This window comes from Fulvivirga sedimenti, from assembly GCF_020328055.1.
In genome coordinates this window covers 187,226-202,300 of the sequence record NZ_JAIXNE010000002.1, presented here as the reverse complement: position 1 = coordinate 202,300, position 15,075 = coordinate 187,226, and the positions used below count along the sequence as shown (strand labels likewise).

Genomic DNA, 15,075 nt, shown 5'->3' with positions numbered 1-15,075 from the left:
TATCGGAGTTACCCATGTTGTTCTCATTTACATCATTTCAACAGAGTAACCTGTCTGGACTTATTTCTACGGTAATACTTGCTATCATTCCGTTTCTTTCAAATATATCTTTGCTCACTTGCTGGTCAAGTGCCAACCCAGAAACCTCACGGGTTGAGCCATCATTTAAATTCAGCCGGATCCCTTCAGTACTTGAAAGTTTATAGATTACAGGCACCTGGCAATATGTAAAACAAAGGCATCCCTTTTCCACCGCATGCTTATTCCAATTCTGATTTATATCGATATATTCAAAATCAGCACTTTGGGAAAGGAACTCTTCTTTCTTTAGAATACGCGGGTTAAAGCGCAATTTCCCATGATCTACCTCGATTCCCAGCTCTCCGATCCGGCAGAGGATATCTTCCTTAACCTGTCCGGTCATTCCAGGCTGTTGAGCACCCTTACCTTTTGGTGTATGCGAATAGGGATCAGTAGGAAATGCTCCATAAAGCTCGGGCGATTTATGGACTCCAATGCCGTCAAGAATCTCATAATAATGTGTAATGAGTCTGTCAATCACATCTTTGTTTTCATTTCCGTGAATGGCGGCAAGGCAACATTCCTGTACCGCGAGCAATAGCTTTGAAACCATATGCCAGTAAATGGAACCAAGGCCTTCGTATCCGTAGAAGGTGCCCGATCTGCCCGTAAATGCTTTGTGATTAAAAACCGCTTCAAATATTTGCAGGACTTTTGCCTTATCTGATTTAGCCAAATCACCGTACTTTCCGTCGCTCAGGCTGTTCAATGATTTTTCCAGATCTGCGGCATTCCTGAAATTGCCATTGAAGTGGAATGTTCCTTGTATGTCCTTTTCAATGATGTGCCTGTTTCCATCCTCTACAAGTTTCTTCAGGAGAGGAGATTCTGCAACGGCCGCTGCAGGAATATTATTCTTTTCCATAAATCCCGGAAGAGTTTTTTCCGGGTACAGAAGGTAACTGTTTTGATCCTCCCGGTATAACTTACTTGACTTCATAGCATCCAGCAAATCAGCTGTTTCTTCCGCGGAAAGGAGGCCGCTGCTTAGCACCGAGACCTGGCCTTCCAGCATTTCACTCAGATATGAGATCGAAACCTCATCCGAACCGTTAACGGACATCAAATTATAAGCATGATATAGTTTGTCGGCCCGCTTGTTTGACTGGAGTGACCTGATCAAATATTGCAGGCTAAGGTCATTAAAGTCTTTCAGCTGCCTAAGATCCAGCTCGGATTTCCTGCCATCGAAGGATTCTGAATATACCTTCTCCCTGAAGCTGCTTGCAGCAGAACCCAGGCCATCCAATACTTTTTTACGGTCTTTATCAGAGACAGATGTAGAAAGAATGCTTCTATGTTCACTCAGAACCTGATGCATTTGTTCCAGGAGCGAATTCACTTCAGCCGAAACATGAACTTTTTCGACATCGGTATTCTCCAGAAGGTTGTTGAAGAATTTTAAAAAGCGAATTAAGTAGTAGAGGGTGACCATTGAAACACCGTTTCCAACGAGGGCGTTATTCGCGTCATTCCACTCCGGTCGCTGCGTATTCATCCAGATTCCGCCATCGGGAATGAAATTAGACATTTTTGCCAGCACGGTGGCAAGTATTTTTTCGATGAAATTAACCTGGTAGATGTCACCATTTTTATCACTTAAAAGTGCACCATCCGCACCAATTTTTGATATTCTGCTCAGGATAGCCTCATCCTTCTTATGATCGAAATCAATGGTGTCTTTTGGGTTGGCTAAGAGTTGAGGATAACTCTTAATCTTATATGGAACATTGGCATAGACAAACAGGTCCTGGTTGAAGTAGCTGCTAAGTTTACCGGGATAGTGGGCCTCTGTAAATTCAAGGAATTTGAGTAGATAAATGATCTGGTGGTCACCCCAGTAGCCGATATACGACCATGGATCATCTTCCTCGATGCGTTCCCAGTCAATGCCATTCTTGGTAATGCGGTAAGGATTGTAACCGTCGAAAGTGGATGCGTTCAGGAAGCGGAAAATCATTCCCTCACTGAACTCAGGGTAGGAGTAGGCCAATGCTTCCCAGTTCTGGAAAATATCGCGCCAGTTGCCCTCATAGTCCAGTATTTTCGACCCGTCATTTTCATCCGTTGTATTGATGGAAAACTGGTTCCACGGACGACTAGGGTCTCCATGGCGCCGACTGAACTTGAGTGGCAGATATTCCAGGCATAGTCGTTTCAGAGTAGTGCTATCTGTCCTTGAAACGAGTTCAGTCAAGGAATCAAGAGAAAATACTTCCGGAAGATTGTCGAGCATGGTTTTACCCTGTTTGGCCACTTCCTTGTTGGCATTCGCCAGGTAACGGTACAAATCATTCTTTTCAATCAGATAATTCTGATCAAAAATGCCACCGCGCATGATATTGAATAGTGTATTCGAATAGTGCCGGGTGTTCCTGAATTTATCTTCTGAGAGTTGTAATGCATCTGCAGCAGCATTTAACTCAAGCAGCCTCCTGGTGCCCTTGTCGATATCGTTTTGAATTTTCTCTGCCAGATCACCTCCCTTTTTTATTTCTTCTGAAAGAGCCACAATAGCTGAAATAGACAGGTTCACGTTGGCCACAATCATCCAGTCTTTTTGTGATCCGCCGTTAAGTGTCATTTCACTGAACACAAAATATGCACCCTTCTCAGCCTTTACATCCTTTTCCTGGTGAATGGGAAGGCCTTTCCGAAATGAATCGAGCTGTAATGAAGAAAGCAGGTATGAAGGATTATCCATTCCTGCTGACCAGGCGATATTGGCTTTCAGCGCTTCACTTGGCTCAGCTTTATCTACAATGATTGAGCTGAGGGCAAAAATACCAATACCGCCCTCCCCGATGAGTTCATTGCGCTTGTAGGCATCAACGAGGTTACTGCTTGAATTTTGCACTGCAGCCCCAACACCGCTGGGCATAATATTCTGGATACCGTCCAAAACCTTTACTTCAACCGGGTCATTTGTGTTATTGGTGAGTTGAACTTTCTTCACAAAACCATAGATATCACTGGAGTTCCATTGATACCGATAGGCAAGACCGAGGTCATGATTGATCTCTTCGAATAGAATTTTGTTGCCATGAACATTCTTGTAGAGATTGCGGGTGGTGGAATAGAGATGTGCAAATCGGATTGAGAATGGCTCCCAGATATGATTTTTTCCGTTTTTAGTGACATTAAATATCGACTTGCTTCCGGTTATTTCTGCGGACTCGATGATCTTATCATCCGTATAATAAGGGAAGAGAGCATAATCTGAATTTTTCCTGCCTGCGCTTATTCCTCCATTGCTTCCAATGAACATCCAGTGATTTGAATCACTTACGATACTCATGAAAAATGGCCGCATCCTGTCTGAATTTGAAATGAAATAATACGTTTCATTTTCAAATTGTGCTTCCTTTAATTCAACGTTCCTGAATGTAGTCTCTGTCATTAATATGGTGTTAGTTTCCTGGTAGTTTTAAAAGGGTCCATTTCTGATTGAACGTGCCTGACGGCTGTGAGCTATCCACCCAGGTTTCAAAAACCAATATTGGCCGTCGACAAAAAAACCGACGGCCAATATATCATAATTTTGGTTTAGTTCTTAACCAGTTTGATATTATCCACCAGAACAACTCCACCGGCACCTACAACAGCTCCGCTTGCGATATTGAAATGTATCATCATTGTAGAACCCGCTGCGTCTACACCCGAAAAATCGAATGTCAGGCTTGTGTAAATAGATTCATTCAGACCCTGTGCATGAATTTCATAGTTGTTTGTCACGCCAACGCCAGGGATGTTGGTTTGGAGGTGAACAACGGCTGCAACAAGGGGAGCCCCAAGTTTCATATCAAACGTCAGCCGGACGTTCGACGCCCCGTCATAGTTCAGGTCCGTTAAATCGAGCTGGAAGATATATGCTTTTCCGGCTGCGTCTGTTGGATTAAGACCCGACAGCCTCATTGCTCCTCCCTGTACACCGCCGTCTGCAACCCACTCTATACTTGCTTCGTCGCTATTGGCATCGGCGAGGCGCATCCAGTTGGTAATGGATGCAGCATCATCGAAAGTCAGGTTAATGATGCTTCCGGATGGCATTGACTCCTCTTTGTAGAAGAAGATATTGTCGATGTAAACCTCTCCTGAATTTACAAGATCGATAACCAGTTGCTGGATATTGCTGCTTGCGGCAAGTCCGTTGCTTTGGAGTACCGAGAACGGAATATCGAACTGTAGCCACTGGCCCTTTTTGATTGCCGGGCTTGATGAAGCGTTTACATTGATCAACGCTTCAGATGTAACGGCTCCAAAATCCACCAGTTTCATCAGGAATGCCGAATTTGCATCCACATCATTAGGGAACCAGAGATCAAACCGGAAGTTGGTCATACCTGCTGCTGCAGCATCAATCTGGTTGGCGCCTCCAAGTTCAATTACCTGGAAGTTACCGCCATCCACTTCAGCGAAAGTATATTTCAATGCGCCGTTTCCGGAAATACTCACCTCTTCAAATGTTGCGTTTCCGTAAAAATTAAAGCCTTCTCTGGCTACGTCAGTATATGCGTCGCTGTAAATTGAGATTACATTAGCCGCAGATTGGGTAGGGGTAGGTGCCGGTGAAGTCGGAGGCACCGGTCCACTACTACCGGCAGGCTTATAGAAATAGATGTTGTCGATATACACTTCGCCTGAATTGATAAGGTCGACAACTACCTGCTGAATATTACTGCTTCCGGCGAGACCGTTGCTTTCCAGTTCAGTAAACGGAAGATCAAACTGGAGCCATGTGCCCTGGGCAATTGCCGGGCTTGATGAAGCATTGATGTTGATCAGTGCTTCAGAAGTTGTGGCGCCGAAGTCAACCAGTTTCATCAGGAATGCCGAATTCTCATCCAGTTCGTTCGGGAACCAAAGGTCAAAGCGGAAGTTTGTCATTCCTGCTCCGGCAGCATCTATTTGATTCGCACCTCCAAGTTCCATTACCTGGAAATTGCCGCCGTCCGTTTCAACGAATGTATACTTCAACGCTCCGTTACCCGAAATACTCACCTCTTCAAATGCCGCGTTTCCGTAAAAATTAAATCCCTCTCTGGCAACATCGGTGTACGCATCGCTGTAAATGGATATCACGTTCTCCGGAGCATCTGTAGGTGTTGGCGCCGGAGAGGTAGGAGGTATGGGGCCTCCGCTGCCTGCTGTTTTGTAGAAGTAGATATTGTCTATGTAAACTTCACCCGAAGTAAGCAGATCCACCACGATTTGCTGAATGTTGCTGCTTTCTGTAAGGCCATTCGATTCTAACTCACTGAAAGGGATGTCAAACGATAACCATGATCCCTGGGCGATTGCCGGGGATGATGAAGGATTCACGTTAATGAGACCTTCTGAAGTTGATGTGCCGAAGTTTACCAGTTTCATGAGCATTGCCGATGTTTCGTCAACCTCATTGGGAAACCAAATATCGAAACGGAAGTTGGTCATTCCTGCGGCTGCCGCATCAATCTGATTAGCACCACCCAGCTCAATAACCTGGAAGTTTCCTCCGTCGCCTTCCACGAAGGTGTATTTCAATGCTTTATTACCAGCAATATCAACTTCTTCAAAGGCTGCAGCACCGTAGAAATTAAATCCTTCAACCGGAACATCTGTATAAGCGTCACTGTAAACCGAGATCACATCCGATTCGGGCTGTGAAGGGGTAGGAGCTGGAGATGTAGGCAATACAGGTCCGCCGGAAGAAGCTGATTCCTGGATGATGTCGTCTATGTAGAATGTTCCCGCGGTAGTGCCCGGGCCGTCTACGAAGATGGTGAGGCGGTTATATTCTGCAATGGATGTGAAGTCAAATGAGATTTTTTCCCAACCGGATCCTCCGTGATTTGCAGTGGTTTCGATGGCTGCTGCTGTTCCTTCCTCAAGTTTCATAAGGACAGATATAGGAGCTTCCGACCAGAAATTCATGGATATTCTCTTGTCGGTGGTGAGATCGATAGATCTTCCAAGATCGAAAAACAACCCTTCAAATTCTTCGCCGTTGTTCGTTATGGCCCCTACATTGGTTTCCTTATCGTTTGATCCCGACTGGTCAGGATTGCTCACTACCTCAAAGGAAGTTCCACCGAAAACAGTTGGATCATAGTTGACACCACTGTTATCGAAGGTGATGGGCAGGGCAGCTGTTTCAGGAACCGCGATGGTAAAGGTGTCCTCAAAGGTATCGGATGCACCTGCAAAATTTATTGCTGTAAGCGTTACCGTGTAGGTTCCGTTTGAAAATGTACGTATCGGATTGATTTCTGTGGATGTTTCATCATTTCCAAAATCCCAGAGGTATTGGTCAGCATTTTCTGAAGTATTGAAAAATGTGACAGTTCCGGATTCCTGGTTGATCTTTTGCGTAAAACCTGCAATTACCTTGGGAAGATTGTCTTCGTCATCTTCCGAGCAACCGAAGAAATTAGTCGCCAGGATCAGGAAGGCAAGTAAGGTGATGTTTTTTAGTAGAGATTTCATGGTCATTTCGTATAGTTCCTAATTCTTATTGATATATCCGCACGTAATCAACCAGCATGGTTTGCGGGAAAACAGTTTCACTATTGGGCGGTCCAACGAATGATCCGCCAACGGCAAGATTTATAAGTATGTAAAAAGGCTTGTTAAATACCCATTCACCGGGTACATCGTCGGGTGTGATCTGATTGTACAGAACATCATCCACATAGAAATTCACAAATTTCGGCCCCCATTCGATTCCGAAAATATGGAACCCTGTATCAAAACGGTCGTTCTGAAGGTCATAGCTTTTCGTGATGGCATTACCGGCAGAATAACCCGGTCCGTGAACACTCCCTAACACAATAGTTGGAGCCTGGCCACGGTATTCCATGATGTCGATTTCGCCGGCTCCGGGCCACGGATTGGTGTCTATGTCTGCACCCAGCATCCAGAAGGCCGGCCACATGCCCTGACCGTAAGGCAGTCGCATACGCGCTTCAAACCGGCCATAGGTCTGCTCGAATTTGCCCTTGGTAATCAACCGCGCTGATGTGTATCCTGAGCCTTCAAAAGACTCTTTTTGTGCGGTGATCAGCAACATGCCGTTCTGAACTTCAACGTTTTCAGTTCGATCAGTGTAATACTGTAATTCATTATTACCCCAGCCATTGTTACCTGTGCCAATTTCATAGCTCCACAGGGACGGGTCGGGCGCGCCATCAACATCGAATTCATCCTGGAGGACGAGGTTTTTATAGGTAACGACGGTTTGCGTATCGTCGGAATTACATCCGGTTAATACTGAAATGATCAGTATCAGTCCGATTGATAAATACCGAAGAGATCTTAATCTGTCAGGTGTATTTTTACTCATCATCATAATTATTTATAGAAATACATGTTGTCGACCAGAATTTCCGTGATGTTGCCCGGAAGGGCAGGGTTTGTTCCGTCGGTGATAAAGAATATCTGGGCCAGATTATTTCGGCTTGAAAGACCAAAATCTGCCAGTGGGATATCAAAACTCAGCCAGGTTCTGGTCGATAATTCGTCAGCAGAAATTGTTACTCTTCCACTCGAGTCATCACCACCACCAAATTCTCCATCAGGGCCAAAATCTCCCAGCTCAATTGTAATGAAGTCCCCGCTTGCGATCGGGTTTTCTACCTGAATATCAACGTGCAGGTGTGTCATGCCTGATGCATTTACGGTCGGGTTCTTGAATTCAGTTGCAACAAAGTTCAGTTGCGTGTAACGGATAATGTTATCTCCACCGATATTCAGGTCTGCTCCGCCAAGGGTGGTCTGAAATGGTGCGAAGAAACCATTATAGAAGTCGACAGGTACATTGGTATAGGCATCGCTGAATATGGAAATAACATTTGCAGGGTCGCGTGTTGGGGTAGGTGCAGATACAAAATTTCCGAGTGATTCAATGGTAAGAGATCCTGCCGCCCGTACATTTCCCAACATTGCCGTGATGACGGCCTCACCTGCCCCTAAAATGGATACCTGTCCAATCTCATTAATCCTGGCCACATCCGGATTTGTTGATGTGAAGGTATAATAGGAGGGAGCAGGAGAAATAGTTTGATTCAGACCGTTGCCGAGATTGAAGGTTTGTGTCAGGCCAGGCATTGAGAAATTCACACCTATGAAGGCCTGAATGGACTCGTCGTTTCCATTCAGAATGGCAGGGCGGGATTGTGCGACTGTTCCAAGTTTTTCAAATTTCAGCTCATCAATCCAGAACGAATATCCCTGGCCATCTTCAGGTCCTTCGGCATACCAGAACATACCCTTCTGCAATGTCAGTTTAGATGGATCAGGAATGGGAATTGTATATTTCTTCCAGCCTGTACTTATTTGCAGATTGTTGATGGTTACCTGAAACTTGTTTTCTCCGAAATCATTTCCAAAGCCGATTTCATTGATCGTGGCGGCTTTACTGCCCCTTGCCCAGAAGGTGAGTGCGTCATAGCCCGTAAGGTTTCGGCCGCCGTAATCAGGGAAAATAGCCCCTGCAAATGACCCTGTAGGATCACCGACGTTGGGTACATCAAATCGCATGGAAGCGGAACCCTGATAGACTGTCTCATTGTCAACGGTGAAAGCATCGGGTTTGGAACCGTCAAAAGGAAGGTATTCCAGGCCTCCGCTGAATCCATCTATAAATACTTCAGGCCGATCCGGAAATTTAGCGAAATCCACATCATCTGATGGGTTTCGTTCGCAGCCCGAAAAAATCGCAGCGACGAATAAGACGGGGATACAAATGCCTGGTTTTAGAATTTTTAACTTCTTCATTGTCTGTCTACTTATTTCCCAATATTTATATTAACATATGTCCTGATTTCCCATTCATTTCCATTAGGAAATCCCACAGGGCTTACTATAGGAGCATTTGCAAATTCATTTGCAGTGGCATTCGGCAGGTAGCGGGGAGAATACTCATTTAATGAACGCCATGTAAATCGTAAGCCAAGCGTTGTGCTCGGTAATATGAACCAATCCTGCTTGGCGATTGAAGTTGATATATCAGCCATCACCTGAAGTGGGAAAGTGAGGTTGAAATCCCTGTGATAATCGAAAGGACCCCAATCGTTAAATTTCAGGTGTGATGTGAGTTTCATTGTTTTGTAAATCACCCGCACTTCACCTCCGTACCGCTCGACGGTTCGGGTATCAGGTCCGTTTGCCTGTCCGTTACCGCCATAGAGGTTGGCGATAATTCCTAATTCGGGATTGATTTTTGAAACAATTCTCGCATTCACTTCCCATAAGTCCAGTGCCGGGGGCGCTCCGTCGGCAGCAACAGGCACACGGCCGGTTCCGGGAAAAATAACGGCCGCATCCTGGGAGGTCGGCAAGTGTCGATAAACTACTCCTATACTCGCGGCAAATCTGGAATCTTCTGCCCTGTCATTGTCCCATTCGTACATCCATGTACCTGGTGTTGGGTCGAATGTCAGAAGTAATTCACCAGCAACTGTTTCCCTGTTGTTTCTAACCACAAACGGGTCATCCAGAATATTTCTAAGTCGTCCGGGATTTTGAACATCGCCTGGCATTGGGTCAACAAGAGGCTTTTGCCAGAGGAAATTTGGTGCGATTTGCCAGTTACCCACACTGTAGGTAAATCCGGTAAGGAAATTGTTTTGGTTTCCACTGCCGCTGTCCTTGAGTCTCCATCCTGTGAACGTTTGAGTATAGTCACCGCCACCGTTGGCTACCAATCCCATTGAAGCGGCCTGTGCATACCAGTTAATTTTACCAGCTGAATAGGACAGTTTAATTTTTCCGCCCCAGGTATCTGATGATTGAATTTTATCTACAAAGATTTCATAATCACCGTCACTTCCTCGCGTGAATTGGAATTCGCGTCCAACCAACGGCTGACCTCCCCAAATTCCTCCGGCTTGCACTTTCAATTTACCTAAAGAAGTTTCTACCGCCAGGGATGCCCGTCGTGTTCTCGGTTGCGGAACAGCAATGGAACTAACAGCTACCCCAGGCTCTTCAAGGTCCTCATGAAACATCCCTGAAAAGTTGAAATTCCCGACTTCCCGTGTGTATTTGAGCAAAACCGCAGGATTGGCTCCCCACCACAGTTCGCGGCCGTAGGCGACTTTCAAGCCTTCCAACATTTTCTTGCCTTCTATTTCCAGTCCCTGCGGAGCCAGTCCATTGTAGATGTCTATATTCGGACCGTAATTCGCTTCCGGATAGAGTCCGAAGAAATCACCTTCATATCCCCAGTGGTAATGCCCTGTACGGTAGAACCCGGTCAGGTTAAAATATTTGTTATTCCAACTGTATTCAGCCTGGTAAACCTGAAGTCGCCCGAGTGCGTCGAGTACAGCATTACCGGTAGGGGTGGTGACTGCCAGCGGCCTTCCCCGGTTTTCGTAGAAGATCTCATTAATGGGGTTTTGGGCCACATTACCGAGGATGTTAAAAGTAACATTTGCATGCACGTTGGCAGCCGGATTGGCTTCAACACCAACGAAAAAGGATTCCATATGATCGAACCCTAATTGGTTTGGAATGGTAGGGTTGTTCGGATCGGGTTGGTCAGGCGTTGTAATGAGTTTACCGCCGGTATTGTAGGTGCTGAATTCGGCACGAAGTTCACTTATACCAACGAGACTACCCCTTTCTCCAATCATAGCGGCTTTATCACCCCGGGCCCTGAGAACGGCATCCATTAACTGGATGCTGGAAAAATGATCTTCCAGCGTGCCCAATGTCACACCCTGTGCGAACGGATCAAAGGTATGTGCATCTTTCAAGGCGTAATATGCAGCTCTGGGATATAATTCATATAATCCCCGCGGACTCGTTTGCCCTTTTGCACATATACCAAACCACTCCTCATTCATATTATTCTCACCTTCAACCAAGTCAATTGTGTAGCCGCCGCCGACCCATGATGCATTATTATCATGAACATCGAGGTTCTTGGTTTGACCGAATTTCCACCAGCCATCACTAAATTGAAATGTGAAGCCGCCTATTGAATTGCCTACCTTACCTAATCCATAGGCATTTTCATAAATCTCTTTCCAGTTACCCAGCATATAATACGCCTGCGATTCCTGATCTTCCTGATTTTCTTTGGCATTGAAAGCGTCAGCGCCAAATTCAGTAAACATAATTGGTTTGTTCAATTGATCTTTCACCACCTGAAAGGCATCTCCAAATGAGATTCCACGGTACATGTTGGTGCCGTAAATGTCGATATCAGGGCATTCTTCCTTTATAATTTCAATGAAAAGCACATCCCCGTTACACATCGCGATGGGATGGGAAGTATCCATTCCTTTCATGGCCAGGGTTGCCTCATTAAACAACTTGTACATTGCTCTGGCACGTTCAGTGGATTTCCGGTCCTCTATAGGAATATCTTCGGTTTCCGCACCTCCCCAGAAAAGGCCATAGTTATTTTCATTGCCCAGTAGATACATCAAAAGGCCGGGTGTGTCCTTATAGTCATTTACCATTTGGGTTACTTCCGCCAGCAGTAATTCCCTGACACGTGGATCTGAATACTCTGTATTGGCCATCCATACACCATCTATCGTTAATCCATAGCGTCCAAAGGAGTGGTTGAGCATCGTATAAATGCCATAGTTTTCATAGATATACTGAATCCACCTGGCTGGAACACCTGTATATTGGCGGATTGTATTAACTCCCATGTTTTTGAGCATCGACATTTCCCGGTCCAATGCCGCTTTAATAATGTCATCCGGCTGATTCCATAGACTGTAGGAGAAGTTGGTTCCCACAGGGAAATAATCCCAGTTCATACCGTTGATCATGAAATCCTTGTCATTGACGACTAACTTCATGCCATTGCTATTTTCCAGGATGGTCACCCGATCAGCCTGTGCTTGCACGAATGTGGATGCCAACAGAAGAAGTAATGCTGAATAGATATTTTTCATATTCGGAAGGCGGTTTATTTTAAATTGATTCTATTCATTGCATTGAGACAAAACCTGTACGCCGTTAAATGCATATGTATAGAATTGATCGTAATTTGTTCTAAATTAACATCTCTTCCTAAAAAGAGACTACATCAATTTCCCACAAATACTACTACAAAACTATCACCAATAGCCCTTTATAAGGCTTATTTGCATATATTTACTATACAACATGTTATACATGAATGTGGTTATGAAATTTCTCAAGCAATTTTGTTGCGTAGCGATAATCCTTATTGGGGCCTTGAACATGCACGCCCAGGTAGGTAAGTACCCGATCAAGAACTTTACGCCTGAGGACTATCTTGCGGGTATCCAGAATATAGATTTCGCACAAAACCGGGACATGAATTTATTTGTGGCCAATAACCTTGGTGTGTTATCATTTAATGGAAGTGAATGGAAAACATATGCGCTGAACACTGGAAAAAAGCAACGGTCACTGGCATTTGATGAACATACCGGCAGGTTATATGTAGGGTCACAGGGTGATTTTGGCTATTTTGAAGGGAAGTGGAACTATGTTTCCCTTGTTGATGAGATACCGGAAGATGAGCGTGATTTTGATGAAGTCTGGAACGTATTTATCTTCAATTCTGATGTTTATTTCTGCACGTTTCAGGCAATTTTTGTTTTTGACGGCCAGTCTATTAAAACGATCCGTCATGAGCCTGGATTGAACAAGTCATTTTTTACAGGAAATAAAATCTTCACCCAGTCAGCCACCGGGAAACTGTTTGAAGTTAATGACCTTCAGCTGACGGAATCGTTTCCTCAAAAACGTCGTAATGATATAGTTGCCGGTATTATACCGAAGGACGAAGGGATTCTGGTGTTTTATAATTCAGGAGCCATAGAGTTCTCTGGTCCATTAGGTGTAGAGGAAGTTTTTCCGGAATTACAACAATCACTCGAAGGGAAATATGTAAATCATGTAACAGAATTATCAGATACACGGCTGGTCATTACAACACAACAGGAAGGAATTTATTTCTACGATCTGCAGTCAGGCGCCATTGAAAATATTTCGATTGAGGACGGCCTTCAGACTAATGCCTGTCTGAAAACTTTCCAGGATCATACGGGTAACCTATGGGTGGGTATGCAAAATGGTATTGCATTGATCGATATTAATTCAGCCTCAAGGCTGATTAATGAGGATATTAACCTGCAAGGCAGTGGCTACGAAGCATTTGAAACCGATGAGGGAACCTATTATACCACTTCAAACGGAATCTATTTCCTGGCAAATAATGCCGCCAGCAGTGTATTTCTTTCAGGTACGGAGGGGCCTGCCTACGGCATGCAGATTATCAATAATAAACTGTATGCAGGTCATCATACCGGATTATTTATTTTGGAAAATGGGCGTGCCAGACGGCGTGCCAGTACCGATGGATTGTGGCTTGTCCGTCAATTACGATCCAATCCGGGTTATGCTGTTGGAGGAACCTATTCCGGATTATTTCTATTCAGGTTCAATGAAAACGATGAGCTTGAAGGTGTTGGGAGGATAGGCGGGTTTAACGAATCAAGTCGATTTTTCGAGGAAGACCGAAAAGGGCGTATCTGGGTGGGGCAATTTTACAAGGGACTTTATCAACTGCAATTATCTGATGACCTTAAAACAGCCACGGTAAACAAAATTTCTGACTTGACAGGCTTACCTATAGACCGGCACTTGATTCTCAGCCGTATTGATGACGAGATTTATCTGGGAACTGAAAAGGGAATATACCGGCTTGATCAGACGACTGATGACATCGTAGAAGCTGATAATTTTAGTGAGGTGATTGGAAAGAACTGGGTCTATTTTCTGGCACAGGATAATCAGAAACATGTTCATGTATATACTGAAAATCTTGTTGGATTTTTTAAGCAGGTAAGTAAGAATAATTATGCCTACATTCCGTCATCTCTATTCCTTTTACGCAACTCTTTCAACAATGATCTGCTGAATGTGTCCAGGAATATTTCCAATGGCGTCGTGATGAATGCTAATGAAGGGTTTATTTATTATTACCCTCAATTTGAGACTCGTCTTGATCTGGAAAGAAAACCAATAGTCAAACAAATCTACAATGTGGGGGAAGATTCAATTTTGTTTGAACGACTGCCATTCAGGAATTATGAACCGGGATCTGATCCGATTTCCATTAGTCAGGGGACTAAGATTATTCAGTTCAAAGTAGAATCCTTCAACTTCAAAGGTGTGAATAATGCTCAATTCCGTTATTTTTTGAAGGGTTTTGATGATCACTATAGTGAATGGAGCAATACTGTTTTCAAAGAATACAATAACATAGGAGTAGGTGATTACGAGTTTTATGTGCAGACCCTCAATAATGTAGGTGAGCTTGTTACAAGTGACCCGATTTTTTTACGTGTTAGTCCGCCTTTTTACAAGAGTATACTTGCAAGGTTCATCTATTTGATATTAGCACTTGTCGGATTATATGTGTTTTATCGTCTTCAGCGGAAGTATTATAAATCCAAGGAGATAAAGCTGGAAGAGGATAAGAAAACTGCCCTGGCACAAAAGCAGTTTGAATTGAAGGAATTAAAGGAGGAACAGGTAAAGAGCGAGCTTCGACATGTGAACAACCTCCTGGCAGCCTCAACCATGAACCTGGTCGTAAAGAACGAATTCATGGAGAATATAAAAGAAGAGATCAAGTCGATCAAGGTGAAAGGTGATGTTGCAGAAACGCGCAAATCTCTTGACCGTTTAGTACGTGAAATTGATTCTACGCTGAAAGTTCAGGAAGACTGGAAGCAGTTTGAGCACCATTTTGATCGGGTCCATGGAGATTTTCTCACCAGGTTAACCACAGAATTCACAGACCTTACGCCGGGGGAGCAGAAACTTTGCGCCTTTTTACGACTAAATATGGATACCAAGGAGATTGCCAACCTGATGGGGGTCTCCCTCAGAGGCGTTGAAGTAGCCCGATACCGGCTTCGTAAGAAACTCGGACTCGATACCCATCAAAACCTTTCGAAGTTTGTGCTGGAATACTGACCAGAATTAATGATTTAATTCCTGGCCTGGCCA

6 protein-coding genes are annotated in these 15,075 nt (G+C 44.4%); 1 reads left to right on the top strand and 5 read right to left on the bottom strand.

Annotation, left to right across the window (positions count from 1 at the left end; genetic code table 11):
- Positions 1 to 37 precede the first annotated feature (37 nt).
- From LDX50_RS07250 to LDX50_RS07230, 5 genes are all read right to left on the bottom strand, one after another.
- On the bottom strand, positions 38 to 3,481 hold the full coding sequence (locus tag LDX50_RS07250) for a hypothetical protein (protein ID WP_225697771.1): 3,444 nt from the start codon (positions 3,479 to 3,481) through the stop codon (positions 38 to 40).
- 146 nt (positions 3,482 to 3,627) lie between these two features.
- Positions 3,628 to 6,546: a PKD domain-containing protein gene (locus LDX50_RS07245; protein ID WP_225697770.1), complete on the bottom strand. Its 2,919-nt coding sequence runs from the start codon at positions 6,544 to 6,546 to the stop codon at positions 3,628 to 3,630.
- 25 nt (positions 6,547 to 6,571) lie between these two features.
- Positions 6,572 to 7,408 carry a glycoside hydrolase family 16 protein gene (locus tag LDX50_RS07240; protein ID WP_225697769.1) on the bottom strand — a complete coding sequence of 279 codons (837 nt, stop codon included), beginning with the start codon at positions 7,406 to 7,408 and terminating at the stop codon, positions 6,572 to 6,574.
- A gap of 2 nt (positions 7,409 to 7,410) precedes the next feature.
- Positions 7,411 to 8,835: a hypothetical protein gene (locus LDX50_RS07235; protein ID WP_225697768.1), complete on the bottom strand. Its 1,425-nt coding sequence runs from the start codon at positions 8,833 to 8,835 to the stop codon at positions 7,411 to 7,413.
- 11 nt (positions 8,836 to 8,846) lie between these two features.
- Positions 8,847 to 11,978: a glycoside hydrolase family 2 TIM barrel-domain containing protein gene (locus LDX50_RS07230; RefSeq protein WP_225697767.1), complete on the bottom strand. Its 3,132-nt coding sequence runs from the start codon at positions 11,976 to 11,978 to the stop codon at positions 8,847 to 8,849.
- 292 nt (positions 11,979 to 12,270) lie between these two features.
- On the opposite strand from LDX50_RS07230, the gene LDX50_RS07225 reads away from it, so the two are divergent.
- Positions 12,271 to 15,042, top strand: a complete 2,772-nt coding sequence (locus LDX50_RS07225) for a hypothetical protein (RefSeq protein WP_225697766.1) — start codon at positions 12,271 to 12,273, stop codon at positions 15,040 to 15,042.
- The last annotated feature ends 33 nt before the right edge of the window (positions 15,043 to 15,075 follow it).

Bases quoted from the DNA above. Each gene is read 5' to 3' on its own strand.
- LDX50_RS07225 (WP_225697766.1), top strand. From the start codon at position 12,271: ATGCACGCCCAGGTAGGTAAGTACCCGATCAAGAACTTTACGCCTGAG.
- LDX50_RS07245 (WP_225697770.1), bottom strand. From the start codon at position 6,546: ATGAAATCTCTACTAAAAAACATCACCTTACTTGCCTTCCTGATCCTG.
- LDX50_RS07250 (WP_225697771.1), bottom strand. From the start codon at position 3,481: ATGACAGAGACTACATTCAGGAACGTTGAATTAAAGGAAGCACAATTT.
- LDX50_RS07230 (WP_225697767.1), bottom strand. From the start codon at position 11,978: ATGAAAAATATCTATTCAGCATTACTTCTTCTGTTGGCATCCACATTC.
- LDX50_RS07235 (WP_225697768.1), bottom strand. From the start codon at position 8,835: ATGAAGAAGTTAAAAATTCTAAAACCAGGCATTTGTATCCCCGTCTTA.
- LDX50_RS07240 (WP_225697769.1), bottom strand. From the start codon at position 7,408: ATGATGATGAGTAAAAATACACCTGACAGATTAAGATCTCTTCGGTAT.